The organism is Neisseria sp. 74A18 (assembly GCF_001308005.1).
Classification (GTDB): domain Bacteria; phylum Pseudomonadota; class Gammaproteobacteria; order Burkholderiales; family Neisseriaceae; genus Neisseria; species Neisseria dumasiana.
In genome coordinates, this window is sequence record NZ_LGZA01000026.1 from 1 (window position 1) to 26,999 (window position 26,999).

At 50.2% G+C, this 26,999-nt stretch carries 22 protein-coding genes and 1 pseudogene; 15 read left to right on the plus strand and 8 right to left on the minus strand.

What is annotated here, in order from left to right:
- Nucleotides 1-100: 100 nt before the first annotated feature.
- The 8 genes and pseudogenes from AKG43_RS08620 to AKG43_RS12400 all read left to right on the plus strand — a co-directional run bounded on the left by AKG43_RS08620 (nucleotide 101) and on the right by AKG43_RS12400 (nucleotide 10,311).
- The gene (locus AKG43_RS08620) at nucleotides 101-1,891 is read left to right on the plus strand and encodes a 2-isopropylmalate synthase (protein WP_054600167.1); all 1,791 of its coding nucleotides are present in this window, start codon (nucleotides 101-103) and stop codon (nucleotides 1,889-1,891) included.
- 405 nt (nucleotides 1,892-2,296) lie between these two features.
- Nucleotides 2,297-2,542: a hypothetical protein gene (locus AKG43_RS13350; RefSeq protein WP_231718143.1), complete on the plus strand. Its 246-nt coding sequence runs from the start codon at nucleotides 2,297-2,299 to the stop codon at nucleotides 2,540-2,542.
- A gap of 289 nt (nucleotides 2,543-2,831) precedes the next feature.
- Nucleotides 2,832-3,089: a GNAT family N-acetyltransferase gene (locus AKG43_RS08625; protein ID WP_054600168.1), complete on the plus strand. Its 258-nt coding sequence runs from the start codon at nucleotides 2,832-2,834 to the stop codon at nucleotides 3,087-3,089.
- A gap of 220 nt (nucleotides 3,090-3,309) precedes the next feature.
- Nucleotides 3,310-4,212, plus strand: coding sequence for a ribokinase (gene rbsK, locus AKG43_RS08630; protein WP_054600169.1), 903 nt, complete (start codon nucleotides 3,310-3,312; stop codon nucleotides 4,210-4,212).
- A gap of 583 nt (nucleotides 4,213-4,795) precedes the next feature.
- A complete protein-coding gene (locus AKG43_RS08635) occupies nucleotides 4,796-6,001 on the plus strand; it encodes a TolC family protein (RefSeq protein ID WP_054600170.1) in 1,206 nt (401 codons plus the stop codon).
- Nucleotides 6,002-6,041: 40 nt separating this feature from the next.
- Nucleotides 6,042-8,192: a type I secretion system permease/ATPase gene (locus tag AKG43_RS08640; RefSeq protein WP_054600171.1), complete on the plus strand. Its 2,151-nt coding sequence runs from the start codon at nucleotides 6,042-6,044 to the stop codon at nucleotides 8,190-8,192.
- Between the two features lie 93 nt (nucleotides 8,193-8,285).
- Nucleotides 8,286-9,515 (plus strand): HlyD family type I secretion periplasmic adaptor subunit, encoded by a 1,230-nt coding sequence (locus tag AKG43_RS08645; protein WP_054600172.1) that lies wholly within the window; start codon nucleotides 8,286-8,288, stop codon nucleotides 9,513-9,515.
- A 278-nt stretch (nucleotides 9,516-9,793) separates the two neighbouring features.
- A pseudogene (locus AKG43_RS12400) lies at nucleotides 9,794-10,311 on the plus strand (YchJ family protein).
- 224 nt (nucleotides 10,312-10,535) lie between these two features.
- On the opposite strand, the gene AKG43_RS08650 reads toward AKG43_RS12400, so the two are convergent.
- Complete coding sequence (locus AKG43_RS08650; protein WP_054600173.1) at nucleotides 10,536-12,773, minus strand: nitric-oxide reductase large subunit; 2,238 nt, start codon at nucleotides 12,771-12,773, stop codon at nucleotides 10,536-10,538.
- A gap of 404 nt (nucleotides 12,774-13,177) precedes the next feature.
- Here AKG43_RS08650 and nirK point away from each other — a divergent pair, with 404 nt between their 5' ends.
- From nirK to AKG43_RS08670, 4 genes are all read left to right on the plus strand, one after another.
- Nucleotides 13,178-14,671 carry a copper-containing nitrite reductase gene (gene nirK / locus AKG43_RS08655; RefSeq protein WP_054600174.1) on the plus strand — a complete coding sequence of 498 codons (1,494 nt, stop codon included), beginning with the start codon at nucleotides 13,178-13,180 and terminating at the stop codon, nucleotides 14,669-14,671.
- A gap of 167 nt (nucleotides 14,672-14,838) precedes the next feature.
- Nucleotides 14,839-15,561 (plus strand): formylglycine-generating enzyme family protein, encoded by a 723-nt coding sequence (locus AKG43_RS08660; RefSeq protein WP_054600196.1) that lies wholly within the window; start codon nucleotides 14,839-14,841, stop codon nucleotides 15,559-15,561.
- A gap of 560 nt (nucleotides 15,562-16,121) precedes the next feature.
- Nucleotides 16,122-16,772 carry a phosphatase PAP2 family protein gene (locus AKG43_RS08665; RefSeq protein ID WP_082403040.1) on the plus strand — a complete coding sequence of 217 codons (651 nt, stop codon included), beginning with the start codon at nucleotides 16,122-16,124 and terminating at the stop codon, nucleotides 16,770-16,772.
- Nucleotides 16,769-17,704 (plus strand): YheT family hydrolase, encoded by a 936-nt coding sequence (locus tag AKG43_RS08670; protein ID WP_054600176.1) that lies wholly within the window; start codon nucleotides 16,769-16,771, stop codon nucleotides 17,702-17,704. The genes AKG43_RS08665 and AKG43_RS08670 overlap by 4 nt, the downstream gene beginning before the upstream one ends.
- A 171-nt stretch (nucleotides 17,705-17,875) precedes the next feature.
- Here the strand turns inward: AKG43_RS08670 and kdsB are convergent, their stop codons facing one another.
- From kdsB to AKG43_RS08695, 5 genes are all read right to left on the minus strand, one after another.
- Complete coding sequence (gene kdsB / locus AKG43_RS08675) at nucleotides 17,876-18,634, minus strand: 3-deoxy-manno-octulosonate cytidylyltransferase (RefSeq protein WP_054600177.1); 759 nt, start codon at nucleotides 18,632-18,634, stop codon at nucleotides 17,876-17,878.
- On the minus strand, nucleotides 18,631-18,813 hold the full coding sequence (locus AKG43_RS08680; RefSeq protein WP_054600178.1) for a Trm112 family protein: 183 nt from the start codon (nucleotides 18,811-18,813) through the stop codon (nucleotides 18,631-18,633). Before AKG43_RS08680 ends, kdsB begins: the two co-directional genes overlap by 4 nt.
- A gap of 12 nt (nucleotides 18,814-18,825) precedes the next feature.
- The gene (locus tag AKG43_RS08685) at nucleotides 18,826-19,386 is read right to left on the minus strand and encodes a DUF2059 domain-containing protein (RefSeq protein ID WP_054600179.1); all 561 of its coding nucleotides are present in this window, start codon (nucleotides 19,384-19,386) and stop codon (nucleotides 18,826-18,828) included.
- Complete coding sequence (lpxK, locus tag AKG43_RS08690; RefSeq protein WP_054600180.1) at nucleotides 19,383-20,426, minus strand: tetraacyldisaccharide 4'-kinase; 1,044 nt, start codon at nucleotides 20,424-20,426, stop codon at nucleotides 19,383-19,385. The genes AKG43_RS08685 and lpxK overlap by 4 nt, the downstream gene beginning before the upstream one ends.
- 190 nt (nucleotides 20,427-20,616) lie before the next feature.
- The gene (locus AKG43_RS08695) at nucleotides 20,617-22,188 is read right to left on the minus strand and encodes a YdgA family protein (RefSeq protein ID WP_054600181.1); all 1,572 of its coding nucleotides are present in this window, start codon (nucleotides 22,186-22,188) and stop codon (nucleotides 20,617-20,619) included.
- Nucleotides 22,189-22,365: 177 nt separating this feature from the next.
- Between AKG43_RS08695 and AKG43_RS08700 the strand changes: the two genes are divergently transcribed.
- Nucleotides 22,366-22,809, plus strand: coding sequence for a DUF4149 domain-containing protein (locus AKG43_RS08700; protein ID WP_054600182.1), 444 nt, complete (start codon nucleotides 22,366-22,368; stop codon nucleotides 22,807-22,809).
- A gap of 74 nt (nucleotides 22,810-22,883) precedes the next feature.
- Here AKG43_RS08700 and cysD read toward each other — a convergent pair whose 3' ends face one another.
- Nucleotides 22,884-23,798: a sulfate adenylyltransferase subunit CysD gene (gene cysD, locus AKG43_RS08705; RefSeq protein WP_054600183.1), complete on the minus strand. Its 915-nt coding sequence runs from the start codon at nucleotides 23,796-23,798 to the stop codon at nucleotides 22,884-22,886.
- A 241-nt stretch (nucleotides 23,799-24,039) separates the two neighbouring features.
- On the opposite strand from cysD, the gene upp reads away from it, so the two are divergent.
- Both upp and AKG43_RS08715 read left to right on the plus strand, forming a co-directional pair.
- A complete protein-coding gene (gene upp / locus AKG43_RS08710) occupies nucleotides 24,040-24,666 on the plus strand; it encodes a uracil phosphoribosyltransferase (protein WP_054600184.1) in 627 nt (208 codons plus the stop codon).
- A 101-nt stretch (nucleotides 24,667-24,767) separates the two neighbouring features.
- Nucleotides 24,768-25,082: a DUF2322 family protein gene (locus AKG43_RS08715; protein ID WP_054600185.1), complete on the plus strand. Its 315-nt coding sequence runs from the start codon at nucleotides 24,768-24,770 to the stop codon at nucleotides 25,080-25,082.
- Between the two features lie 95 nt (nucleotides 25,083-25,177).
- Here AKG43_RS08715 and AKG43_RS08720 read toward each other — a convergent pair whose 3' ends face one another.
- Nucleotides 25,178-26,878, minus strand: coding sequence for a choline/carnitine O-acyltransferase (locus AKG43_RS08720; RefSeq protein ID WP_054600186.1), 1,701 nt, complete (start codon nucleotides 26,876-26,878; stop codon nucleotides 25,178-25,180).
- Between the last annotated feature and the right edge of the window lie 121 nt (nucleotides 26,879-26,999).

Consider the following 26,999-nt stretch of genomic DNA (forward strand, 5'->3'; position numbering starts at 1 on the left):
TTTTATTAGTTTTTAAAAATATTTAATTGCCACTTTGTCTTATTTGTGTATAATCCGCACCATGCTGTTAACAAAAAAATTCTATTAGACAAGGTTTACCATGCAATTAGACATTGACCGTTTAATCGCTTACTTCGGCGGCGTGAATGCGCTCGCCGAAGCATTGAGAGAACACGACCCCGAAAATGCAGCGAGCACTGCAGCTATTTATAAATGGCGCATCCGTGGTTCGCTTCCTTTGGCTCAGCTGCAAAAGCTGACAGCATTGGCTGAATCGCAAGGCCGGCCTTTGGATTTAAATGCCTTTTTAAAACAAAAAACTTCATTGGAGAAGCAAACCATGCCACAAAATAACAACCGCGTTATTATTTTTGACACGACATTGCGTGATGGTGAGCAATCACCGGGCGCAGCCATGACTAAAGAGGAGAAAATCCGTATTGCCCGCCAACTGGAAAGATTGGGTGTCGACGTGATTGAGGCAGGTTTTGCGGCAGCGAGTCCGGGGGATTTCGAAGCAGTCAATGAAATTGCCAAATCTCTCAGCCGTGCAACAGTTTGCTCGCTTGCCCGTGCTGTGGAACGTGATATCCGTGCAGCCGGAGAAGCAATTCAACCTGCGCAAAAACGCCGTATCCATACATTTATCGCTACCAGCCCCATTCATATGGAGCATAAGTTGAAGATGAAGCCGAAGCAGGTGATCGAAGCGGCTGTTAAAGCGGTAAAAATTGCCAAAGAATATACCGATGATGTGGAATTTTCATGTGAAGATGCTTTGCGCTCCGAAGTTGATTTTCTGGCGGAAATTTGCGGGGCGGTTATTGAGGTGGGCGCAACTACCATCAATATTCCTGATACCGTAGGATATTCGATCCCTCACCGCACAGAAGCGTTTTTCCGTGAACTGATTGCCAAAACCCCTAATAGCGACAAAGTAATTTGGTCGGCTCACTGCCATAACGATTTGGGTTTGGCTGTGGCAAACTCTTTGGCTGCTTTGCGCGGCGGGGCACGCCAAGTGGAATGTACTGTGAACGGATTGGGCGAGCGTGCCGGTAATGCGGCGATTGAAGAAATCGTTATGGCTTTGAAAGTGCGCCATGATGTGTTCGGTTTAGAAACAGGTATAGACACGACTCAAATTGTTTCCGCTTCAAAATTAGTATCTACGGTTACGGGTTATCCGGTACAGCCAAACAAGGCGGTTGTAGGTGCCAATGCGTTTGCCCATGAATCGGGCATCCATCAAGACGGTGTGCTGAAACACCGCGAAACTTACGAAATTATGTCGGCAGAGTCGGTAGGGTGGGCAACCAACCGGTTAACTTTGGGCAAGCTTTCCGGCCGTAATGCTTTTAAGACGAAATTGTCTGAATTGGGAATCGAGTTGGGTAGCGAAGAAGCCTTGAATGCTGCATTTGCCCGTTTTAAAGAATTGGCTGATAAGAAACGTGAAATTTTCGACGAAGATTTGCATGCTTTGGTATCTGACGAAATGGTAAATTTGTCACATGACAATTACAAATTGGTTTCGCAAAAAATTACTACCGAAACCGGAGAGCAGCCTGTTGCCGAAGTGGTATTTACGGCAAACGGTGTGGAACACAAAGCTTCGGCTACCGGATCAGGGCCCGTTGATGCTATTTTTAAAGCCATTGAAAGTGTGGTTCAAAGCGGGGCGACATTATTATTGTATTCAGTAAATGCCGTAACTGAAGGAACGGAAAGTCAGGGCGAAACGGCAGTGCGCCTGACTCGTGGAAACCGTATTGTAAACGGTCAGGGTGCGGATACCGATGTGTTGGTGGCTACTGCCAAAGCCTATCTTTCTGCCTTAAGCAGATTGGAGTTCGGTGCCGAAAAAATGAAGGCTCAAGGCGATATTTAACAGCAGGCTTGTTGCGCTGAATAAATGTTGCTTTTCAAGCCGGTGTTCTAAAAATAGTTCACTTCTCAACTCGGGGAAACCGGAGTATCGGAAGTGAACTATTTTTATTTTAAGCAAATCATTATATTGAAGCTGTTGCCGACAGACAGGCCAATGAATTGATGCACAATTACATACGTCATACTCAGGCTAGAGACCAGTATCTTCAGTTTCAAACTGTATTGGGATAATCGGGTTAAGCCCGAGCATGAAGAAGCATTTATTGAGTAAGTGGTTTAACTATGCCCTCATGCTGTTTCTGACTAAGTTATTTGTTGCTCATAAACCCTTTTCAGACGGCATAAAGTTTTAAAACGAAGCCAAATGCTCTTGGCGCACGGTAGTGGTGTTGTCGGTATTTCGCTGATGATAGGATTGTTCTTTTCTAGCCAAGGTATGGCCATATTGAGACCTTTGCAAAACCCCCATCTGTGGCGCATTTCTGTGTTGTGCGCTGCTCGCTCGTTTGCTTGTCTATATGATATGTCTGCACCCGCTGTGCTGCTACGCCTTGAACTGCATCCACATCATGGGGGGGCAAAGGTCTCATACTACATCAATGTCTGCTGGTTGAAGCATTGGAGACGAGTGATGGCATTGATTAAAAAATAGTTTTCTGTTTGCGCCGCAGCATGTTTTATAAAATTTGCTTTTAAACGCCATCTTGCCTATGATGGTTGCCGCCTGAAAGCCTGACATCACGGCGATTTTTAAACTAAGGTGTAGCAACACTAGCAGGCGATATATCTGGCAAAAATTATACTTACACAGAAATGTCCGTAGTAGGCTGCTTTAACGCCTTTTCGTGTCAACCGCTTATCTAAGTGTTGTTTAAGAAATCAACATAAATTTTGAGCAAAGCCGCCGGCGGCACAACAAAGCTGCATCATAAGGAGTTACCATGAACACAGTTACACACCTGCCTGAGCAAAATACTTTTATTTTATCGAAAGATTCAGAAGAAGCAGGCCATCTGAAATACGATGTTTCAGACGGCCTGTGGAATATTACCCATACGGTAATCTCTCCTGCTTACCGCGGTCAGGGACTGGCCCGCATTTTAGTAGAAGAAGCTGTGGCGGAAGCGGCAAAACACAATATCCGCCTTACGGCTTCCTGCGATTATGCCGCTTCGGTTCTCGCCAAGCAGCATAGGTAACTGTATTCCCTAATTAATCTGCCTACGGCAAATAGATAAACTTACTTACAAATACGCAACGGCAGTTTGCAGGCTGCAATCATATTCGTGCAGAAAATCAATTTACGGTGCCGCTTGAATGCTTTGGTCATGACTCCTGTGTAAACGGAGTGGCACGACGCATCGGATTAAGTTTATTTTCGATATTTGCCATATCATGCAAAACCATAAAGGAAATACCATGCAAACACCCAAAATTACTGTTATCGGCAGCATCAATATCGATTTGGTTACCGGCTCGCCCCGTTTCCCCAATCCCGGAGAAACCCTGCTGGGCACATCGTTTAACCGCTTTATGGGCGGTAAAGGTGCGAACCAGGCTGTTGCAGCTGCAAGGTTGGGGGCAGAGGTGTGCATGATCGGTGCCGTAGGTGATGATGGTTTCGGCCGCGAAGCACTTATCCATCTTGCGAAAGAGGGTATTTGTACCGACCACATTCAAACATTGTCCGACCAGCCTACCGGTATGGCCAATATCACTGTGGCAGAGGGCGATAACCATATCATAGTGGTTTCAGGTGCGAATTTCGGCATAACTCCGGCCGACATCGAAGCCTGTGAAGCCAGTATTGCCGATGCGGACATCATTCTCAGCCAGCTGGAAATACCCATGGATTGCGTGATTACCGCGGCCAAGCTTGCCCGTAAGCATAACAAACCATTTGTTCTCAACCCCGCACCTGCACAAAAGCTGCCGGCCGAATTGCTTGAGTTGGTTACGCTGCTTACTCCCAACGCTTACGAATTGGCCATCAGTCTCGGCCTTCCGGAAAACACACCTGTCGAAGACCTGATTAAGCAGGCCGGCGTGCCTGTGCTGATGACCCGTGGCAGTGAAGGTGTACTTTATAACGATGAAAACGGTACGCTGCATACACAGCCCAGTTTTAAAGTTTCCCCCGTCGATACAACCGGAGCGGGAGACACCTTTAACGGTGCCTTTGCCGTCTTTTATCATTTGGGTATGGCGGAAGCCACACGAAAAGCCAATGCTGCCGCAGCTTTATCTGTAACCAAAGCCGGAGCGCAAAGCGGGATGCCCACTGCCGAGCAATTAGATGCTTTTCTGGCCGCGCAACAGTAAGTAAGTGTCACATGGCTATGCATAAAGCATTGGAATGTTAATAAAATCGAGAGAGGCCGTCTGAAAAACATTCAGACGGCCTCTCTCGGCCTTTAGAGTATTTTGCATATACAGCCCAATCGTTGAACCATTGTTTTAAACAGGAAAGCTAAGATTCACTTTCACCCTCCTTAAATTGTTATCTGCATAATCCCCCAAAAACACAGCCTAAATTGCTTTTGGGGTATGGGTGAATTTATTTGTATGCGGTATGTGGTGATGGGCGGAGGGGCGGTATAGGCAGTAAGAAGGGAGAAGTTTTACAGATTTGGCACGCTTGAATTTGAATGACTGTAAATTTGATTACTATTTCGTATAGTGTGTACTTTTAGTGTACTTTACCTACCTTTTATCTTACAGTTGCTGAGAAATGTTAAATATGGTGTTATGCTAACAAAGTTAGTATTAATTCCGAAATTGGAATAATTTTATTTACTTGGACAGATAAAGTAAATGCTCAGATATTACGATGATTTGAAAAATGAAAAATAATAAGTCTTCGCTACCCTTGCCCCGCAAACTGAAAATATTATCGGTTATTCCAATGTTAATATTTTTAGGCTTGCAGCCTGCTTCGGCTCAAGGGCTCAAAAATATTTTGCAGAAATCATTAGTGGCCGACCCTGCTTTATTAGAGGCGAAGGCTAATGAGCGCGCAGCCCAAAGCATAACCAAAGCTACCCGTGCAGGCCATTATCCCGTTTTGGCGCTTACGGGAACCCAAATGATCAAACAAAAACATAAATACAGCAGCAATGACAGAGACAGCGGGCTGGGTGTCAGAGGTTCGCTCAATATTTATTCTTGGGGCGGCATACAAGCAGCAGTAAGGCGCGATAAAAATAAAGAAATTTATTATGGCCACAAATTTTTTGAAACACAGGAACAGCTTGGCAGCGAGATAGGCAAGTTATATCTAACTGCCTTGCGTGCCAAAGAATCTTTGGATGTCAGCCGTCAAAGTTTAAACCGGCATAACCATCTTCTAAAAGATCTCAGTATTATCGTTCAATATGATGGGGGGCGCAGATCCGAATTGGTTGAGGCGCGTTCCCGACAGTTGCAGGTTCAGACGGCCATGTCCCACCTGCAAAGAACAATGGAGATAGCATTGAGCCGGTTGGCAAAGTATACCTCCAAGCCAATATCTCCCAAAGATTTAAAAGACCCGTTTGCCGGCGATTCTGCAGTAGCATTGGTCGGAAAATACAGTAATCAAGAAAAAACACTTAATCCCTCCTATCTGGCCCAGCAAGCTGAACGGGAAAGTGTGAAAGCCGAATTAGACGTATCTAAAGCGGCTCGTTTGCCTGCCATTAATCTTGAAGGGATGGCAACGCAAGACACTAAAGAACTTTATCTGAACCTTTCTTGGAATGTTTTGGATATGGCTTCCAGACATAACGTCGAAAAAAATGCTCAAGCGTTAATTGCGGCAGATTCCAAATCCGAGCAGATTTTAAGGGAAGTAACCGAAAAAGCCCGAACGGCAGAGATTGATATGGCACAAAGCCAGCAAAGAGCCGATATCACGGCCCAACATATCATTGCCCAAAAAGAAGTGGTGAAATCGTACGAATTGCAATTCAAAATAGCGCGCCGCACGTTGACGGACGTTTTAGGTGCGTATAACGAGTTGGCAAATATCGAACAGGAAAATGTGAATGCCCGTAACGATTTCAGAGATGCAGCTTTGGAATATTTGGTTTCTCAATCGCAAGTTGCCAATTGGGCGGGTGTAAATCGTTAAATTATAAAATTCAATAAATCATTTATGTGAAAACATTACCATGAAATCTATTATCGAACACATTGCTTTGGCTACCCGCCTGTTGGGCGTGCCTGTTTCTGAAGCGGCGCTTTCTGCAGAAGTTGTGCGGGATAAAAAACTGAATGTGAATTTTCATTCCCTTTCTGAAGTTTTGAGAAGTCATGGATTTGAAAATACACTTTCCAAGCGCGGTTTGGAAGAAATACCTTCTTTGGCCGTTCCCGTGGTGCTGATTCTTCACAATGAAGAGGCTGCCGTAATTACCCAAATTGAAGGTGCCGGGAAAAACAGAAAATACCATGTCCGCCAATCAGACGGGCTCGCTCAAGTGTTGGATCATGATCAGCTTGCCATTCTTTATTTAGGCTATTGTTGGTTCATCAAGCCTAAAATGGTTTCAGACGTGCGCTCAGACCTGCCGGAATATCACTTGCCGAAATCGTGGTTTTGGAAAGTGATTTGGCGTTTTAGAAGTTATTACTATCAGGTTATTTTGGCGACATTCATCATTAACTTCTTAGCCTTGGTCAGCTCGCTGTACGTTATGAACGTATATGACCGGGTTATTCCGAACCAAGCTTATGAAACATTGTGGGTGCTGAGTATAGGCGTGATATTGGCCATTACATTTGAGTTTGCAGCCAAAATGATTCGCGGGCATTTGACTGATATTGCAGGTAAAAAAGCAGATTTAATTATCAGTTCTGCTTTATTCAGACGTGTTATGGCATTGCGTTTGGCCGACCGTCCCGCTTCAGCAGGTTCTTACGCCAATAACTTGCGTGAATTTGAATCCGTGCGTGAGTTTATGACGAGTGCAAGTTTGCTGACGCTGGTGGATTTGCCGTTTTTATTGCTGTTTATTACCGTTATCGGGATTGTAGGCGGAAAACTGGCATTGGTTCCGTTAACCATTATTCCGATTGTGGTTATTGTCGGGTTGCTGGTTCAGCGTCCTCTTTCGCGGCACATCAACGAGTCGATGAAAGAATCTTCACAACGTTCCGGTTTGGCCGTAGAAGCAATAGAAGGTATTGAAACCCTGAAAACCAACAATGCCACATCTTGGGCGCAACAGCGTTGGGACGAATATACGGCAAAAACATCTGCTTCATCCATTAAGGTAAAAGATACCAGCAACTTTATGATTAACTTTGCTACCGGTATGCAGCAGCTCAATACGGTATTTTTGGTTTTGTTGGGTACTTATCTGATACATGCCGATAATCCGGCGGAGCGGATCACAATGGGTGCTTTGATCGCATCGGTTATTTTATCCGGCCGTGCATTGGCTCCTTTGGCGCAGATTGCGGGTTTGGCTACACGCTTCCAGCAGGCCAAGCTTGCTTTGGAGGGTGTAAATAATATTGTCGAGCGTCCGATCGAGCGCAGCCCTGAGCGTCAGTACATTACTTTGGATCATGTGCAGGGCAACATTACCTTTGAAAATGTTTCGTTCAAATATCAGCAGGAAGGTAATGCGGCAGTAACTGATTTGCGCGTTAATATCCGACCGGGTGAGAAAGTAGGTATTCTCGGGCGTATCGGCAGCGGCAAGAGCACGATGCTGAAATTGGCCAGCGGTTTGTATGACACTGAAAAAGGCAGTGTGATGCTCGACGGTGTCGATATGCGCCAACTTGACCCGAATTTTCTGCGTAATCAGGTTGTTTTGTTAAGCCAATCTCCGCGCCTGTTTTTAGGTACGCTGCGCGAGAATATGGATTTGGCCAGAACAGACGGTTATTCGACCGACCAAGATTTATTGATTGCTTTGAAACGGTTTGGTTTAGACCGTATTATCCGCAGCCATCCCCGAGGTTTGGATATGCCTTTGGGCGAAGACGGCTTGGGTTTGTCGGGAGGTCAAAAGCAGATTATCGCATTGGCCCGAATGACGTTGAGAAATCCCAAAGTGGTATTGTTGGATGAGCCGACCACGGGGTTGGATCAGGCTACCGAACGCATGGCCTTGAATGCGGTTGCGCAGTGGGCGAAAGACCGTACCATGATCGTAGTAACCCATCGTCCTCAAGTGCTGCAGATTGTTAACCGCATTATTGTGATGGATAACGGCAAAATCGTTATGGACGGCCCGCGTGATCTGGTATTGCAAAAATTGATGCAAAGCGAAAACAAACCTGAAAAACAGATTGAGTCTGCCGCATAAGCAATGCATCTGACGCGATAAAAACATGATAAATAATGCCGGCTCTGTGTTTTTCAGACGGCCTATAACAAACCGTAAAAGGTAATTGTCATTATGAGTAGTGAAAACAATATTAAATCCAAAGATTTGGCATTGGTGAATGATCTCAATGCCGCATTGCAGAAAGAAAAACACAGTGGGCAGTTTTGGATCATTATCCTGTTTTTCGTTTTTTTGGTGGTGTTTGTTATTTGGGCTTATAACAGCCCGATTGAAGAAGTAACCCGAGGACAGGGTAATGTTATTCCCAGCAGCCGCGAGCAGGTAGTGCAGAGTTTGGATCCGGGTATTATCACGGAAATGCTGGTAAAAGAAGGGGATATTGTTGAAAAAGATCAGGTCTTGCTCAAACTCGACGATACCCGCAGTTCGGCCATTTTGCGCGAAAGCGAGGCCAAAGTTCAAAACTTGGAGGCCATGATCGCCAGATTGAAGGCAGAGGCTTACGGTACGAATTTGAGCTTTCCTCAGGGCATCAGCGACGAACTGAAACAACGCGAGCAAGCTGCTTTTATGGCGCGCCGTCGTTCCGTTACCGAAGCCATTCATAATTTGAGCATCAGTAAAGCGACCCTGGACAAAGAAATCAGCATCACTGCTCCGATGGTGGCTCAAGGCGTGGTGTCGGAAGTTGAACTGTTGAGAATGCGCAGAGAATCAAGTGATTTGGCTTTGCAGATTGCCGAGCGTAAAAACCGCTATATGGCCGATGCCAACAACGAACTGGTGCAGGCTGAATCCGAATTGGCGCAAGCCAAAGAAAATATGGTAATGCGTGCAGACCCGGTAGAGCGTTCGCAGATCCGTTCGCCGATGCGCGGGATTGTGAAAAATATCCAAATCAACACCGTGGGCGGCGTGGTGAATGTGGGGCAGGATATTTTGCAGATTGTGCCTTTAGACGACAAACTGCTGGTAGAAGCGTATATCCGCCCACAAGATGTTGCATTTATGCGCCCGGGCTTGCCGGCGGTTGTGAAAGTGAGTGCTTATGACTATGCAATTTACGGTGGTTTGGACGGCAAAGTAACCTTAATCAGCCCGGATACCGTAAGCAGCAGCAATCAGGCCCGTGCCAACGATTTGAAACTTGACCCGAATCAGGTTTATTACCGTATTTTGGTGCAAACAGACAGTAACAGCTTGAAAGACCGCAACGGCAAAGATATGCCGATTATTCCGGGTATGGTTGCGACGGTGGATGTGAAAACCGGAGAGAAAACCGTTTTCCAATACCTGATCAAACCGATTACCCGCATGAAGCAGGCTTTGCGTGAGCGTTAATGCAAAACAGGTTGAGATGCCGTCTGAAAATGTTCAGACGGCATTTTAGTTTGAAACCTTTGCACAATCTCCAGATGTGGATGCAGTTCAAAGCGCAGGATAGTCAGCCAACCTGTTTTTAATATAAGGCAGCAACGCCGCAGTAAAAGTTAAGTTGATCGACTTATACAAGCGGCTTATCGGTTGCTTGAGATTGCCGCAAAATAAGTGCCCCGGATTTAGGTAAAGAGATTGGATAATCTGCTTTAGGGTGAAACAAATTGATGAATAGATTGGAAATGAAACAAAATCAAAATGATCATGTGCCTGCCGATCATGAAAAAGAAGAGGAAGGGCTTTGCTGTTGTCAATCGGGAGCCGCTTATAAAGATTGCTGCAAGCCGTTCCATGCCGGTCGGCATAATCCGACTACGGCGGAGGCTTTGATGAGTTCGCGTTATAGTGCATATGTGCTTCATTTGGTTGATACATTGTTTCCACAACCGTGCCCGCCCAGCAATGTTTGCTCAATAAAGCTGAAATCGGGCAATGGAGCAGGGATACGCATTGGCTGGGATTGAAGGTTCATCATCACCGCTCGGTAGGAAAAAGGCACGCGCAGGTGGCGTTTACGGCTTATTTTAGAGATTCGGCGGGGCATGAGCAGCAGCACCAAGAGTTATCGGCTTTCGTTAATATCGATGAAAAGTGGTATTTTATTGATCCCACCGTCTGTTTGCCGACAATGAAGCAGCCTTGTTTGTGCGGGTCGGGAAAAAAGTTCAAATTATGTTGCGGGCAGTTTTTTACGTTTTAAATGAAAAACGGTTTTTCAGACGGCCTCGTTGGGTTTACGATGAGTTTGCCGGCGGTAAGCATTGAAGAGGGAAAAGAGATTCCAGATTATTGATCAATATATGGTTGGGCTTGTTAAGTGTTTGAACGGATAAAGGCCGTCTGAAAGTGAGTTTTGCGAACTTCGCTAAAAACTTTTTTCAGATGGCCTTATTGCTTCATGACGATATTGATGAAAGCAACAGCTTACTTATCGCGGCTGAACACCATTTTGGTTGCCTGCCATGCTACGCAGCACGCACCGCCGATGAAGATTAAGTCGGCAACGGTGCGAATCCAGCGCAAAGTATCGAGCAACTCTTGCTGCATAAAGCCTTCGCTGCGGGCATACCACAAACCTTGGGTGATGCTGGCATAAGACTGAATCACACCGATGGGCAGCAGGCTGGTAATGATCATCAGCGTCAAGCCGCCGTTGAGCAGCCAGAAGCCCCATGTCATCAGGCTTTCGCTGAATTCGATATTCGGTTTGATATAGCGGGCAACCAGCAGTACGAAGCCCAGTGCCAAGAAACCGTACACACCGAACAAGGCGGCATGAGCATGCACCGCAGTAGTGTTTAAGCCTTGCAGGTAATAGAGGGAAATCGGCGGGTTAATCAGGAAGCCGAACACACCGGCACCGACCATGTTCCAGAATGCCACGGCTACGAAACACATCAGCGGCCAGCGCAGGCGTTTTGCCCACGGCGAAGTGTGTTGGTAAGACCAATGCTCGTAGGCCTCGCGGCCGAGCAGAATCAGCGGCACCACTTCCAAAGCAGAGAACGACGCGCCTACGGCCATCACGGGCGTGGTGGTTCCCGAAAAATAAAGGTGGTGGAACGTGCCGGGCACGCCGCCGACCATAAACAGGCTGGCGGAAACCAAAGCGGTTACGGTGGCGGTACGTTGCGATACCAAGCCCATGTTGAAGAAGATAAAGGCTAATGCGGCGGTGGCGAATACTTCGAAGAAGCCTTCCACCCACAGGTGTACCACCCACCAACGCCAGTATTCCATAATCGTCAGGCTGGTGTGTTCGCCGTAGAACAGGCCGGGCGCGTAGAACAAGCCGACACCTGCCATAGAAGCGACGAAAATGGCGAGCATGTTTTTGTCGGTTTTTTGTTTGAACGCATTCACGGTGCAGCGCAGCATCAGGAACAGCCACAACAGCAAGCCTACCATCAGCAGAATCTGCCAGAAGCGACCCAAATCAAGATACTCGTAGCCTTGATGGCCGAACCAGAAGTTCAAATCGGCAGGAATGGCGTGGCTCAAGGCCAAGAAGTTGCCGCCGTAAGAACCCAGCACCACGATAAACAGGGCGATATACAGGAAATTCACGCCTGCACGTTGGAATTTCGGGTCTTGACCGCCGTTGATGATGGGGGCGAGGAACAAACCCGCGGTCAGGAAGCCTGTGGCAATCCAGAAAATTGCAGACTGAATGTGCCATGTACGCACTAGGGCATATGGAAACCATTGTGAAATATCGATGCCGTAAAAATGCTGGCCTTCTACGGTGTAGTGAGCGGTAACGCCGCCGAGCAACACTTGCGCCACAAACAAAGCAACGGTCAGGAAAACGTATTTGCCCAATGCTTTTTGAGACGGCGTGAGCGTAATTTTCGACAAAGGATCTTCAGTCGGCGCTTTCGGCTCTTCGTCGTGTTTCTTCAGGAACGAGAAGCCCCATACCAGCAAGCCGATACCCAGCAGCAGGAACACGATACTGGCGAAAGACCACATGTAGTTTTCGGTGGTTGGCACGTTGTTGACCAAAGGCTCGTGCGGCCAGTTGTTGGTGTAGGTCGCATCATGGTCGGGACGGTTGGTGGAAGATGCCCACGAAGTCCAGAAGAAGAAGTTGGTCAGCTTTTGGCGTGCCTCTTCGCTCGGCAGCGTGCCGTTTTTCATGGCAAACGCTTCGCGGGTTTTAATCATCGAAGGATCGTCGCCGTAAAGCGTGATGTAATAAGGCGCAACCTGCTTGATCGCTTCGATACGGGTGTCGGACAACACCACCTTGCCTTGATCGTTGACACGGCTGCCGTTGCGGTATTCGTCGGCCAAACGCGCTTGGATATTCGCTTGTGCCGCTTTATCCAATTCGGCGTATTTCTTACCGAACTCTTTGCCCGCAGTAATATCCAGCCATGCTTCGGCCTCGCGGTGCAGCCAGTCGGCCGTCCAGTCGGGGGCTTGATACGCGCCGTGGCCGAGAATCGAACCCAGCTCCATACCGCCGGTGCTTTGCCATGCGGATTGGCCGGCCAGAATATCCTGTTCGGTCATGACTGTTTCGCCCGAAGCAGAAACATAGGCTTGGGGAATCGGCGGCACTTGCCGGTAAACCTCGACACCTAAATAGCCGAGGATGGAGAAAGTAATGGTCAGTACCGCAATCAGCGAGTACCAGAGCTTTTTATACTGTCCCATTTTACGCTCCTGTGTTTGTGTTGTTTTGGGTGGTTTAAAAAATTCATAAAATATGAATGTTAAAGATTGTAGCATGAGAAAATTAAAAAAGGTATGGTATGCAGGTTAAATTGATGCAGGATGTTGAATCTTGGTTGTTTTCTTCAGGTTTTCTGATGTATGTCAAAAATTAATCTTTCGATAACAATAAGTTGAAGGGTAGATAGAAAGGATTAGTCAGGTCGTCTGAAAGCTAGTTCCAAAGTATTATTCGGGTATTAAAGATTCATATTTTATGACTGAATTGATTCAAATCAACATATCGGTTTCCGCGCTCGTACATAATCTGTGAAAAATAGTAAAAAACCGTTTTTCGATAAAACCCGCTTACTCTGGTAAGAGGAACAACAAAAAAGGAAACTGCCATGAAACATCACATTCTTACCGCCTTGATTGCCTCTGCTTTCGCACTTTCCGCCTGCGGTCAAAAAGCAGCCGAGAAACCTGCCGACACCGCAGCACCCGCATCTGCCCAGCAAAAAGCCGATGCACAAGCACCGCAAGGCGATCTGCCGGTGATTGATGCCGTGATGACACACGCTCCCGAAGTGCCTCCGCCCGTTAACCGCGACTACCCCGCCAAAGTGGTTGTGAAAATGGAAGTGATTGAAAAAGTCATGAAAATGGCCGACGGCGTGGACTACAAATATTGGACATTCGGCGGTCAAGTGCCGGGTCAATTCATCCGTGTGCGCGAAGGCGACCAAGTGGAAGTGCAGTTCTCCAACCACCCCAGCTCTACCGTACCGCATAACGTCGACTTCCATGCCGTAACCGGCCCCGGCGGCGGTGCGGAAGCCACCTTTACCGCGCCCGGCCATACTTCTACCTTCAGCTTCAAAGCTTTGCAGCCCGGCCTGTATATCTACCACTGCGCCACTGCCCCTGTGGGCATGCACATCGCCAACGGTATGTACGGCCTGATTTTGGTCGAGCCTAAAGAAGGCTTGCCGAAAGTGGACAAAGAATTCTATGTGGTACAGGGCGACTTCTATACCAAAGGCAAATACGGCGAACGCGGCCTGCAACCTTTCGATATGGAAAAAGCCATTAAAGAACAGCCCGATTATGTGGTATTTAACGGCCATGTCGGTTCGATTGCCGGTGATAACGCTCTGAAAGCCAAGGTAGGCGAAAGCGTGCGGATTTATGTGGGTAACGGCGGCCCCAACTTAGTGTCTTCTTTCCACGTGATCGGCGAAATCTTCGATAAAGTTTATGTGGAAGGTGGCAAACTGATTAACGAAAACATCCAAACCACTTTGGTGCCTGCCGGCGGTGCAGCCATCGTTGACTTCAAACTGGATGTTCCCGGCAGCTTCACATTGGTTGACCACTCTATTTTCCGTGCGTTTAACAAAGGCGCATTGGGTCAACTGGTAGTAGAAGGCCCTGCCAACAAAGAAATTTATTCGGGCAAAATGAGCGATACCGTTTACCAGCCTGAAGGCGGCACCATCCAAACCGTACCCTTAACCGCCAGCGAAGCTGCACAAGTGGCCGCAGGCCCCGAAAAAGCGGCCGGCAAGGAAGACCAAATCAAGCTTGGTAAAGCCGTGTACAACGCCAACTGTATGGCCTGCCACGGCGCGGAAGGCAAAGGCGTGGAAGGCGCGTTCCCTCCGCTGGCTAATTCTGATTACCTGAAAGCCGACCACAAACGCGGTATCCATGCCGTCTTAAAAGGCGTGAGCGGTAAAATCACCGTCAACGGCAAAGAATACAACAGCGTAATGCCTGCTATGGCCTTAAACGACGAAGATACCGCCAACGTGCTGACCTACATCCTCAACAGCTTCGACAACGGCGGCGGACAAATCTCAGCAGCCGACGTAGCCAAAGAGCGTGCAGCCAAATAAGTAGGGCAATTGGAGGCCGTCTGAAAAACGGTTGGCAAAACAAGCGCGAACTGTTTTCAGACGGCCCTATCTAACTAAAATATCGGTAATGTTGTTAAGGCCGTCTGAAAAACCAGCATGGAGGAAAAGCCGTGAATACCGCTACCAAACTGTTTGCCGCTTTGCTGATGTGTACGGCGGGCATCACAGCCGCTTCGGATATGGCTGCGGTCAAAGGCGGCAGTTACCGCCCGCTTTACCTCAAAAAAGAAACGCCCATGATTCAGGTTAAAGCGTTTCATATGGACAAGCTGCCCGTAACCAACGCCCAGTTTGACGCGTTTGTGAAAAAATACCCGCAATGGCAGCGCGGCAAAGTGGACAGCAAAAAAGCCGAATCAGGCTATCTGCGCCATTGGACGCAAACCGGTTCGAACGCTTTCGCGCCGGCAGCAGAAGACTTAAACAAACCGGTTACCAACGTATCGTGGTTCGCCGCACACGCTTACTGCGGCGCACAAGGCAAACGCCTGCCGACCATTGATGAATGGGAGTTTGCCGGGCAGGCATCCGCCACCAAAATCAACGGCACGGCGGAAGAAGGCTACAACCGCACCATTCTCGACTGGTATGCCGAAGGCAGCCGCAAAGGGCTGCGCGACGTGGGCAAAGGCAAGGCGAACTTTTGGGGCATTCACGATATGCACGGCCTGATTTGGGAGTGGACGGAAGACTTTAACAGCAGCCTGCTCAGTTCCAATGCGGCGGCGGGTAACAATATGTTTTGCAGCGGCGCATCGGCAGGCTCGGCCGACCCCGGCGATTACGCCGCCTTTATGCGCTACGGCATCCGCACCAGTTTGCAGGCTAAGTTTGTGCTGAACAATTTAGGTTTCCGGTGTGTGAAGTAATATCGGGTATCTTTTTTACTGTGTTCCATCAAAACAAGGCAACCTTTTGGTACGTTGGTAACAGCGTACCGTTTTTTTATTTGCGGTAATGGAGTACAAAGGATAAGGCCGTCTGAAAACATATTTTCAGACGGCCTTGCATTGAATAGCGGCTGTTTTGGTTTAAAGAATATATTCCGTTACCCAAAAGCCCAAGATGGTCAGCAAAGATGCCCAGTTAACGAAAATGATCGCTTCCAATAGCAAAACAGACATGATAAACCTCCGTATTTATGTGAACCTTGCTGTTGCAGGCAACAGCACATTTTTGTTTTTATAAACAACTTGAAAGCCATCATACCAACAATTTCTAAACAATTCTTTACCTTTACTTAACTTTCCATTGTGAAAATTGCAATGGTTATCATCTGTAAATAATAAAAATAATCACAACCTGTTAAGTTATGAAAATTAAATAATGAAATCTTGTTAAAACAAGGCGCTTTTACTGCCGCAGCCTGTTATAAACCGTGGCTCTTCTATAAAATGCCGTCTTGTTTTTTATTTGCCGCTTCATTTTTATGTTGTCTCCACGCGCGTTTATACCCAGCATTCCCCTCGTAATATTGTTGTTTTTCAGTATCATTCTGCCGCTGATTGTGGCGGGATTTATTGCCGAAGATATTTGGGATAAAGACCGCTTCCATTTCGAAGAACCGTTGATGCTGTGGGTGCATCAGCATTGGGGCGGTGTGCTTACCGCTCCCGCCGTTGTACTTCACCATATCGGCAAAGCTTCCGTCGCCACGCCGATTACGGTGGTGTTTGCCACTTGGTTTTATCTGCGTAAACAGCGCGGGTATGCGGTATTCGTATTACTGGCGGCATTGCTGCCGACGATGGTGATGACTGTGGCCAAGCAGTTTTTCGGACGGATGCGGCCGGAGCTGTGGCCGCGGGTGGTGCACGAAACCAGTGCGTCGTTTCCCAGCGGACACAGCACGTTTGCCGCGGCGCTCGCTACGATGGTGGTGCTGATTTATTGGCAGTCGCCGCACAGAAAATGGATTATCGCCGCAGCCGCCGCATTTGCCGTGATGATGGGCTTTTCGCGCATCGTGTTGGGCGTTCATTATCCGACGGATGTGTTGGTTGGCTGGATTACCGGCATGAGCATTTCGGTAGGCTTGTATCTGGTGCTGTTCCGCAGGCTGCCGGGAACAGCGGTATGACGTTTCCGCCTTTGGATACGCCGTTTTGGTTGCGCAACGGCAATCTCGAAACCATTTACGCCAAAACATTGCAGCCGCCGGCTCCCGTTTACCGCAGAGAGCTTGTGCCCGACAGCACGGGGCGCACGGTGGTGGCTTATGATTTTATCGACAGCCCGCACCCCGATGCTCCGCTGGTGGTGCTGTTTCACGGTTTGGAAGGCAGCAGCCGCAGCCATTATGCCGTGGCTTTGATGCGGGCGGTGCAGGCGCGAGGGTGGAACGGTGTGGTGGCGCATTTCCGCAGTTGCGGCGGCGTGGCGAATACCGCACCCGTGTTTTACCATTCCGGCGACAGCGGTGAGATAGCCTATATGCTGGAACAATTGTCGCAGCGTTTTGCGGTTATTTATGCGGCGGGCGTGTCGTTGGGGGGAAATGCGTTGGCGAAATATCTCGGCGAAACCGGTGGAGCGGCAGTTCCTCAAGCGGCAGCCGTAGTGTCGGCTCCTGTGGACTTGGCCGCTGCCGGAACGCGCTTCGACCGCGGCCTTACCCGTTTGCTCTACACCCGCTATTTTCTACAATCGCTTATTCCCAAAGCAAAGGCCGCGGGCTACGGCAAGGATTTATACGCCGCTTGCAAAACTTTGGGCGATTTTGACGACCGCTTTACCGCACCTTTGCACGGTTTTGCCGACCGCCATGATTATTACCGCCGCTCGTCGTGCAAGCCGCTGCTGGGTAAGATTGCGGTGCCGACCTTGCTGCTTAACGCGTTAAACGATCCTTTTCTGCCGCAGCAGGCTCTGCCTACCCGTAAGGAAGTCTCGTCTGCGGTTACTTTGCTCCAGCCTGATTACGGCGGACATGTGGGTTTTGTGAACGGAGCGGGCAGAGGCCATCTGAACTGGTTGCCGCAAACGCTTTTGGCATATTTTGAACAGGTTTAGGATGAATCGGCTGAATGGGTTTGGGTTGTATTTGGTCAAGCCTGAGTATGGCGAACATACTTTTTTAAGTTGATTATGATATTTTGATTATGATATTTGCCCGTTGGCGGCCGGAGATGTTTTCAGACGGCCTGTTACCAACGGGCAAATGTTATCTGCTGCTTGGGCGCGTTATCCCTTAAAGACAGCGCGAACTCTTTCCAAATCTTCCGGCGTATCCACGCCTGCGGCGGGGGCGGTGTCGGTCACTTCGACGGCAATCGGGTAGCCGTGCCACAGCACACGCAGCTGCTCCAGCGATTCGGCGGTTTCATGCACGGAAGCGCTCATTTGGGCGTATTGCTGCAAGAAACCGGCGCGGTAGGCGTAAATGCCGATGTGGCGCAGCGGGTTTAAGCCTTCGGGCAGTTTGTCGGTACCGGCAGCCATCGCATCGCGTGGGTAGGGAATCGGCGCACGGCTGAAATACAGGGCGTTGCCGTGGGTGTTGAGCACCACTTTCACGCAGTTCGGGTTGAGAAATTCGGCCAGATTGTCGATAGCGTGCGCGGCGGTGGCCATCGGCACTTGGTTGGCAACTGGCAGGGCGGCGGTGCGGTTGATCAGTTCGGGGTCAATTAAAGGTTCGTCGCCCTGAACGTTCACAATCACGGTGTCGTCGGCCAAGCCCAGCGTAGCGGTGGCTTCGGCCAGGCGGGTGGTACCGCTCTCGTGCGTGTTTGCCGTCATCACGGTTTCGATACCGTGCGCTTGGCAGGCCGTCTGAATGTCGGCATGGTCGGTGGCAACGATGATGCGCGCCGCCTTACTTTTGGCGGCCTGTTCGGCCACGCGCACCACCATCGGTTTTCCGTGGATGTCGGCCAGCGCTTTACCCGGCAGGCGCGAGGAAGAGAGGCGGGCGGGAATCAAAACAACGAATGCGCTCATGCGTGCAACTCTTCTTCGGTGAGTTCGCGCGCTTCGGTTTCAAGCATATAGGGAATGCCGTCGCGGATGGGGTAGGCCAGTTTGCTTTGGCGGCACCAAAGCTCCTGCTTGTCGGCATGGTATTCCAGTTTGCCTTTGCTGACGGGGCAGACGAGGATGTCTAAAAATTTCTTTTCCATGGTTGTGCTTTCTTATTTGGTTTTAGCAGGTTGTTTGCAAACATTCTTACCGCAAAGCACCTGATTGATTTCACGTACCATATTGGGGCGGTATTTTTGATACGATTCTTGCGCATGTTCTGTCATTATATTGGACAGGGGGGTCATTACTGCTTGGAAGTATTTTGGCATTTTAGCGTTGATGGAGCGGCCGATGGGAGACCCGTAAAAGTTGACCATCGCATCGACTTCTTCTTGAGTGTAGATTTTTTGCGTGGATTCAACCGATATGTTGCGTACTTGTGCGCGAAGCTCAGGGGTATTAAGCCGCTGAATATCTTCGGTCAGGTAGCGGGTAATAATTTCTCTTATTTTTTCTCGTTTAGAGGGAGGAACGGTGGCTAAATCCCGGTTTAATTTCTCGCTTTGTAAAATAACAGTAGAAGTTCGGTCAAATATATCGTCCATCATTTTATCGAAGTCTTGTACCTCAAACAGTTTTTCTACCGATGCTTTGCTGGCCGGTGCGGCTTGAGCCAAACCTGTCGTCAGGCACAATACGGCTGCCCATACATATTTTTTAGTGTTGATCATCTTGTTTCTTCTCCGGTATTCGATTCAATGTTCAGACGGCCTGCGACAAACGCCGCCAAGTCAGGCTCGATTATCGCACAAACGGGCAGCACCCACACAGAATGCGGCAGGCCGTCTGAAAGTTTGACGGCGTCTTTTTCGGTAATGATCACGATGTCGGCTTGCGGGAAGTCCGCCGCAGTCAGCGCGGCGTGATCGGGCAGGGCGCGGGTTTCTGCGGGTGCAATGCCCATATTGCGCAAGGTGTGGAAAAACCGTTCGGGCTTGGCAATGCCGGCCACGGCGGCCACGCGCAAGCCGTTCAGACGGCCTGTGTCGAGAAGCTCGTCGGGGCGGTGCAGGCGGTAGATGTTGCCGGTGGCGAGGCGGCTGTGAAATTCGTTGTGGTGCCGGCCGAACGGGGTGTTGCGGTGCGTGTCGGTAACGCCGCTTACCACAACGGCATCAACTTCCTGCAAGCGCGACAGCGGTTCGCGCAAGCCGCCGTTGGGCAGCAAATCCAAATTCAGACGGCCTGCATCGGCGGCGGGGAAGACCACGATTTCGAGATCGCGTTGCAAGGCGTAATGTTGGAGGCCGTCGTCGGCAATGATCACTTGAATGTCGGGGTGGGCGGCAAGCAGTGCGCGGCCGGCATCGATACGGTTGCTGCCGACTGCCGTTGGTGCTTGGGTTTGGCGGTACAGCAATAAAGGCTCGTCTCCGGCCTCTGCGGCAGTGCTGTTTTCATTCAATACATGCGTGCCGCTTGAACTGCGCCCGTAGCCGCGGCTGATAATCCCCGCACGAATGCCCTGCGCCTGCAAGCCCGACACCAAAGCGGCAACCACAGGCGTTTTACCCGCTCCGCCTGCGTGGATATTGCCCACCACCGCCACCGGCACGGGCAATTTGCTGCTTTTCAGACGGCCTGTGCGGTAAAGCAGGCGGCGTAGGGTAGAGGCCGTCTGAAACAGGCGGGCCGGCAGCCACAGCAATATATTCAACACAGGGTTGGGGCGTTGCCAATGGTGTTCGATGATTTCATGGAGCTTGGGCATTCAGACGGCCTTCGGAGGAATGGTGCCGCTATTGTGGCGGGGGGCGGGCGTTTTGGCAAAATTAATTTTCATATAATCCGAAACATATTCCGATATATTCAGACGGCCTGCATCGGTAGATGGCAGGCCGTCTGAAAACCGGTGTTGCCGGTAAGCGGAATGTGTGATGAAGGTATCCGCTTGACAACGGTTACGGAGCGGTTGCCGATACGGCGGCGTTATCGGGCGGCAGGGTGTTGTCGTCAAACTCGGGCTCCGGTGCGGCTTGGAAAGGTTTGCCGTTGAGCTTGAGTTGGTTGTCGGCCAGCTCGATAAGGGTTTTGATGTTGCTGCCGTCAACGGTGAGATACTGTTCCGCAGCCATGGCGTTGACGGTGCTGTCCACCATCAGGCGCAGGGTTTCGTTGATGTCGTCGATACCGGCGCGCCCTTCGGCCAAGTCTTCGGCGTTAACGCTGAAAATGTTGCGGGCTTGGTTGATGGCAAGCTGCTCAAGCAGTTTCTGCGGCACTTGCATGTCTAAACGTGCGGTGGTTTTTTTGAGCATCGCGCTCAGGTCGTTCAAATCGTTTTGATGCAGGCCGTTAAAGCTCATTTCGCCTTTTACGTCCACAATGCCTTCGGGCATGGTGAAATGGAAGGTTTTGACTTTCAGCACGGGGTTTTGGGTAAACAGCCCCGAAGCATCGGTTTTAACGGTTTTGATGATTTCGGCCTGAATCTGCTCTTCGCTCATTTCTTTAGAGGAAAGTTCGGCCAGTTTGTTTTTAACCGCCAGCAGGCTCTTGGCATCGAGATGCTCGCCGGCAATGTTGATGTCGAGCGGGCCGTAGCGGTCGTCGCCGTAGGTTAGGGTTTCAAAGCGGAAACGCCCTTCGCTGTTGATCCATTCTCCGCTTTCGCCGGTTTGGGTGTCGAACCGGAGATTGTCGACCACGATTTTAGACGGCGCAATGGTGCCGGTGGGGTTGATAAACGCGCCGATCTGCAAGTCGGTAACGATATTCACCAATTCGTTGATTTTGATGTTGTAGTCGAAGCCTTCTTGCCATTGGGTGGAGAATTTGCCGAGCTTGAAGCTGCTGTTGCCCAAGGCCAGTTTGTTGCTGCCTTCGGAAGTTTCCGTGCGGATATGCAGGTTTTCCATGGCAATACTGCCCTTGTCGGCCAGCTTGAGTTGCAGGGAAGGTGCGGCATAATCGTGGGTGTAGGCGGCAAAATCGGATTCGTAGGCGGTAGAACCGCTAAAGCCTTTCCAGTTGAGTTTGATGCCGGAAAGTTCTTCGTAGTCGAAAGCAGGCACGTTTAAGGCCAGCTTGCCGCTGCCGCTGAGATACACGGTGTTGGTCATGCTGACGGGGGCGTTTTCACCGAAAAAGCGTGCCAACACTTTGGCGGTTTCGGGGTGGTATTTGAATTCGGTTTCCACATGCGCGCGCACGGGAGTGATGCCGCTGGCAAAGGGGCCGTGTTTAACATGGTTGATAACCGTAATGGGTTCTTTTAAAACGGTTTTCAGGTTGTCGGGCAGGTATTTTTGGGTGTTGTGCAGCAAAGTGGGTTTGAGCCGGATAACGGTGGTTTCGGTTGCGCTGAACCAGCCGCGTTCGTATTGGTGCGATTCGACGGTCAGAAAGCTGGACTCGGCAAGCAGCTTCTGCTGGAAGGCCAGGCTTTCTTCGGCTTTGATGCCCAAATAGTAAGGCAGGGCGGCGAGAACCGATACGCCGATAAACAATACGGATATCAGAAATTTTTTCATTGCGTCAAATATCAAACAGAAAGCGTGCAGGATAGCATTATTTGGCGGGTTTGTCTGTGTAGGCGCGGGGTGCGGTGCAGAAATGTGCCGCCGAAAAGGGCAAAAAAACCGGCCTTTCAAATAAAGAGATTCGGCAGTATCATGGGCGTTATTTTCGATATCCGAAGGGAGGGGTTCATGAAAAAACTGGCGGCAGTATTGGCCGGCGTGTGGTTGGGTTTGCAACTGGGTATGGGCTATGTGGCGGCACCGCTGCTCTTCCAAAACTTGGAAAGAATGCAGGCGGGCGGGTTGGCCGGTGTTTTGTTCAATGTGGTGGCGTATTTCGGTTTGGCGGTGTGGCTGTTGGTGTATGTGGTGTATAAAACCCACACGGGTCGCGGTTATACCCGTTCTTACACGCCGAAATGGATTGTGTTGCTGCTGGTGTTGTTGGCGGTGAACCAGTTTTTGATTACGCCGGTGATTGAGGCGCATAAAGCGGGCGAATCCAATTGGCTGCTCGGCTTGATAGGCGGCTCTTTCGGGCAATGGCACGGTGTGTCGAGCATTGTGTATATGGTGTGCAGTGTGATCGGTTTGGGATTGGTGTTCCGCTTGTTGAAACTGGATACAGATTAATCCGATGGCAGATTGAGTTGAGGCCGTCTGAAAACGCGCGTGGCTGGTTTTCAGACGGCCTTGCTGTATGTGTTTTAAAAGTAGCCGGCTTTTTTGCGCTCTTCCATAGCCGCTTCGGAAACGCGGTCGTCCATGCGGGTGGCGCTGCGTTCGGAAAGGGTGGCGGCGGCGGTTTCGGCGATGATGTCTTCCGGTGTGGCGGCGGTGCTGGCAACGGGGCAGGTGCAGGAAATGTCGCCGACGGTGCGGAAACGCACGCTGCGCACTTGCGCGGTTTCGCCGTCGCGTTTGGGTGTGAGCGGGGTAACGGGCACAAGCAGGCCGCCGCGTTCCACCACTTCGCGTTCGTGGGCATAGTAAATCGGCGGCAGGGCAAGGTTTTCGCGGGCGATGTATTGCCAGATGTCGAGTTCCGTCCAATTGGAAATAGGGAACACGCGCATGTTTTCGCCGGGGAAGAGGCGGGTATTGTAGAGATTCCAAAGTTCGGGGCGTTGGTTTTTCGGGTCCCATTGGCCGAATTCGTCGCGGAAAGAGAAGATGCGCTCTTTGGCGCGGGCTTTTTCTTCGTCGCGCCGCGCACCGCCCATCAGCGCGTCGAAGCCTTGTTCTTCAATGGTTTCGACAAGGGTAACGGCTTGGGCGGCGTTGCGCGAGTCGTTTTCGCGGCGCAAAACCACCGTGCCGCGTTTGATGGAATCTTCCACGCTGCCCACCACCAGCTCCACGCCGGTGCGGGCGACGGTTTGGTCGCGGAAGGCAATCACTTCGGGATAATTGTGGCCGGTATCCACATGCAGCAGTTTGAACGGCAGCTTGAGCGGCCGGCCTTCGATTTGAAAAGCTTTCACGGCCAGCGCGAGCAGCACCACCGAATCTTTGCCGCCCGAAAACAGCAGCGCGGGGTTTTTCGCTTCGGCAATCACTTCGCGGATGATGTAGATGGATTCGGCTTCAAGCCAGTTGAGGTGGTGGTTTTGGATAGACATGATGTGTTCTTTTCAGATGGCCTTGATGCGCTTTACTTTAATCAGGCCGTCTGAAAAAAGGAAAGAATGGTTGGTTTTAATTTAAGATGATTTTGTTATAAAACCTGCGGCTTTTTGCTTTTGGGGCAAGGGCGGGCGTTGGCAAAGCGGGCTTTGCGGCGTGCAGGCCGCTCTTTCAATACGTTTCTGAAAAGCCGTATAATAGCCGCCGTACTATAACGACACAGCAGAAAGCGCCACCATGAACATTACCGTTATCGACCACCCGCTGGTCAAACACAAACTCACCTTGATGCGCGAAGCCGAATGCAGCACGTTTAAATTCCGCACGCTGACCACCGAGTTGGCGCGCTTGATGGCTTATGAAGCCACCCGCGATTTCGCGACGGAAAACTATATTATCGACGGCTGGTGCGGCCAGATCGAAGGCGAGCGCATTAAAGGTAAAACGCTCACAGTTGTGCCGATTCTGCGCGCCGGCTTGGGTATGCTCGACGGCGTGCTGGATTTGATTCCCACCGCCAAAATCAGCGTGGTCGGCCTGCAACGCGACGAAGAAACGCTCAAACCCGTTTCTTATTTTGAAAAATTCGTCGACAGCATGGATTCGCGTCCGGCGTTGATTATCGACCCCATGTTGGCAACCGGCGGCTCGATGGTGGCCACCATTGATTTGCTGAAGCAGAAAGGCTGCCGCAATATCAAAGCCTTGGTGCTGGTGGCCGCGCCCGAAGGCGTGAAGCTGGTAAACGAAGCCCACCCCGACGTAACCATTTACACTGCCGCGCTCGACAGCCATCTCAACGAACACGGTTACATCATCCCCGGTTTGGGCGATGCGGGCGATAAGATTTTCGGTACGCGTTAAAAGATTGCCTGAGAGAAAAAGGCCGTCTGAATAATGTTTCAGACGGCATCCATTTATCCGGCACACGGATTGACTAGATTGTTAAATGAGAAAGAACAGCCATGAGTTTTCAAGATAATTTAGCCGCACTGGCGGCCATCGACCATTTGAGCGGCTTAGACGTGCTGCATAACGGCGAAACCATCCACCATATTCCTGCCGCGCCGGGCAAGCTCGGTTCGCTTAAGCTCTATCACGCCTTGGCTCAAGAATTTGACGGCGTATTGAACCGCGAAGCGGCCGAGCGCGGCTTGGCTTTGTTTGCCGAACATGTTGCCGATGCCGAAGCCCATCCCGGCAAACATCCGAACATTGATTTGCTGTTTAAAGTGAAGGCGGAAGACCTCACTTTGAAGTTGAAACCGTTGGAACGCTGACGCGGTTCGTATATCGAGGCCGTCTGAAAAAAGCCCCGCCCGTTAGTGTAATCGGGAGGGGCTTTTTTCAGACGGCCTTAACGTCGGGTATCGGTTTAAAGCGGCTTATTGTTTTCTTTAACTGTGGGGTTGAAGAAAAACAGCAAGCGTTCCGCGCCCTGTTTCAAGGCTTCCAGAAAAATCGCCACTTCATGCTTTTGATGTTCGGGATAGCTGGCGGTAAACAACCAGCCGTCTTGAGTTAGGGTGTAGTTGATGCCCAAGCCGCCGGCAGATGTGGGTGCAAAAGCAAAATTAACGATTATGCTGTCGTCTCCCAAGGTAGAGGTTGAGAGAAAATCCGTAGTGAACACTTCGTAACCTTTGTCTTTAAACACCGCAGGAACACGGCTGCTGCCGTTTTGTTTGGCAGTCAGTTTCAATCCTAGCAGATGGCGGTTCGCACCTTGTGCGAGTTTGGCGGCTTTAACGCGGGCCTTGTGTTCGGCTAGTGCGGCATCAAGCAGGCTGTGATCGGGTTGTTCTTGCAGCAAACTGCCGACGAATGCCAGCGATTCTTCCGAAATCGGGCGCACGCATTCGGTGCGGCCGTTGCGGAAGTGGCTCACATCCACTGCTTCGTAGATGTTGCGCACTTCGCCGTAGGTAGTCAGCAAGGCATATTGGAACATAAACTGCATCAAGGCATCGTGGCTGATGCCCTTGGGAATGGTGTTGCCGTTAAATGTTACGGGAAGGCTGCTCACGCGCATTTTGACGGCTTGTTCGGCATATTGCTGCTGCCATTGCGGCCAATTTTTCTTTTGGGCGGGTGTCAGGTTCCATTGATGGCGGCTGATGGCCGGCGCGGTTTTTTTGCCTTGCGGCGTGCGGAGTTTTTCGTCGGCAAGTGCAACGATGTTTTTAAGTGTGCCGCCGTCTTCCCAAGTGTGTTCGCAATGCAGGAACAGGTTTTGGGTGGAGCTGTTGTAGCAGAAGGTCATGGGTTTGTAGCACCACACATTCTGATGGGGCTGGAACGTGGCGCGGGCAAGGTCTTCATCGGGGCTTAATGAAATATCGTCCAAGCTGATGTGGAACAAATCGGTTTCGATATGTTCGGCCAATTCGGTGTTGTCGTCTTTACGTTTCAAATCACGGTAAAGCCGTGCCGCAGCATTGCCGCCGAGATAGGAAGCGATGGCGACGGGATACGGGTTGCAGGTGTAGTCAGACAAAATCTGCTCGAATGCCTGCTTGAATGTATCGGGGTGGTAGGCCTCAAAATTGTCGTCGAGCGCAGTAATACGGTAATAAAACCCGTTGTGCAGCACACCGATATGGCGGTTTGCGGTTGCGGCAATGCGGTAGCCGTCGCTGCCGGTTTGGGGAATGCGTGCCGCACCGCGCAGAATCTGCCATTGATGCATGCACACCGGCGTGCCTTGCGGCGTTTGGGGCACGGGAATACGCCCGTGGTGGTAATCGGCACACACGGCGGCGATGGCGGCCGCCCATTCGCTCAAACTTTTACCATGCGTGCGGATGGTAAAGCCTACATTGCTCGCCAGCGGCAGAGGTGTGCGGATATCGAGATAGCTTTTCAGCCAAGCATCCAGCAGCCAGCTGGTGTCGGCTTGTTCGGCGGATGTTTGCAGTTGCGTTTGTAATGTTTTCCCTATCCGGCTTTGGAAATGGCGCACGGAAGCCGTGGTTTTTTTATATTCTTCATCACTCAGCAGCGGACGCACCTGTTTGAGGTAGCGGGCACAGGTTTCGGTAAGATCGGGCACCGGCAAGCGTGGTTGCTGGGTCATGCTTCTCTCCTTTTGTTAAGTTTATGATATTTAGTAGATTGTAGCGGAAAAACTCGTCTAAAGTAACCTGTGGTAAGAATATTATGCCGTTTGTTTATTGAGTGACGGTTGTTTAGATGGT

Excerpts from the sequence above, each read along its gene's own strand:
- AKG43_RS08620 (WP_054600167.1), top strand. The coding sequence starts at position 101 with ATGCAATTAGACATTGACCGTTTAATCGCTTACTTCGGCGGCGTGAAT.
- AKG43_RS08640 (WP_054600171.1), top strand. The coding sequence starts at position 6,042 with ATGAAATCTATTATCGAACACATTGCTTTGGCTACCCGCCTGTTGGGC.
- AKG43_RS08715 (WP_054600185.1), top strand. The coding sequence starts at position 24,768 with ATGAGTTTTCAAGATAATTTAGCCGCACTGGCGGCCATCGACCATTTG.
- AKG43_RS08720 (WP_054600186.1), bottom strand. The coding sequence starts at position 26,878 with ATGACCCAGCAACCACGCTTGCCGGTGCCCGATCTTACCGAAACCTGT.
- AKG43_RS08625 (WP_054600168.1), top strand. The coding sequence starts at position 2,832 with ATGAACACAGTTACACACCTGCCTGAGCAAAATACTTTTATTTTATCG.
- AKG43_RS08660 (WP_054600196.1), top strand. The coding sequence starts at position 14,839 with ATGTGTACGGCGGGCATCACAGCCGCTTCGGATATGGCTGCGGTCAAA.
- upp (WP_054600184.1), top strand. The coding sequence starts at position 24,040 with ATGAACATTACCGTTATCGACCACCCGCTGGTCAAACACAAACTCACC.
- cysD (WP_054600183.1), bottom strand. The coding sequence starts at position 23,798 with ATGTCTATCCAAAACCACCACCTCAACTGGCTTGAAGCCGAATCCATC.
- AKG43_RS08665 (WP_082403040.1), top strand. The coding sequence starts at position 16,122 with ATGTTGTCTCCACGCGCGTTTATACCCAGCATTCCCCTCGTAATATTG.
- kdsB (WP_054600177.1), bottom strand. The coding sequence starts at position 18,634 with ATGAGCGCATTCGTTGTTTTGATTCCCGCCCGCCTCTCTTCCTCGCGC.
- AKG43_RS13350 (WP_231718143.1), top strand. The coding sequence starts at position 2,297 with ATGATAGGATTGTTCTTTTCTAGCCAAGGTATGGCCATATTGAGACCT.
- rbsK (WP_054600169.1), top strand. The coding sequence starts at position 3,310 with ATGCAAACACCCAAAATTACTGTTATCGGCAGCATCAATATCGATTTG.
- AKG43_RS08650 (WP_054600173.1), bottom strand. The coding sequence starts at position 12,773 with ATGGGACAGTATAAAAAGCTCTGGTACTCGCTGATTGCGGTACTGACC.
- AKG43_RS08695 (WP_054600181.1), bottom strand. The coding sequence starts at position 22,188 with ATGAAAAAATTTCTGATATCCGTATTGTTTATCGGCGTATCGGTTCTC.
- AKG43_RS08685 (WP_054600179.1), bottom strand. The coding sequence starts at position 19,386 with ATGATCAACACTAAAAAATATGTATGGGCAGCCGTATTGTGCCTGACG.
- lpxK (WP_054600180.1), bottom strand. The coding sequence starts at position 20,426 with ATGCCCAAGCTCCATGAAATCATCGAACACCATTGGCAACGCCCCAAC.
- AKG43_RS08670 (WP_054600176.1), top strand. The coding sequence starts at position 16,769 with ATGACGTTTCCGCCTTTGGATACGCCGTTTTGGTTGCGCAACGGCAAT.
- AKG43_RS08680 (WP_054600178.1), bottom strand. The coding sequence starts at position 18,813 with ATGGAAAAGAAATTTTTAGACATCCTCGTCTGCCCCGTCAGCAAAGGC.
- nirK (WP_054600174.1), top strand. The coding sequence starts at position 13,178 with ATGAAACATCACATTCTTACCGCCTTGATTGCCTCTGCTTTCGCACTT.
- AKG43_RS08700 (WP_054600182.1), top strand. The coding sequence starts at position 22,366 with ATGAAAAAACTGGCGGCAGTATTGGCCGGCGTGTGGTTGGGTTTGCAA.
- AKG43_RS08635 (WP_054600170.1), top strand. The coding sequence starts at position 4,796 with ATGTTAATATTTTTAGGCTTGCAGCCTGCTTCGGCTCAAGGGCTCAAA.
- AKG43_RS08645 (WP_054600172.1), top strand. The coding sequence starts at position 8,286 with ATGAGTAGTGAAAACAATATTAAATCCAAAGATTTGGCATTGGTGAAT.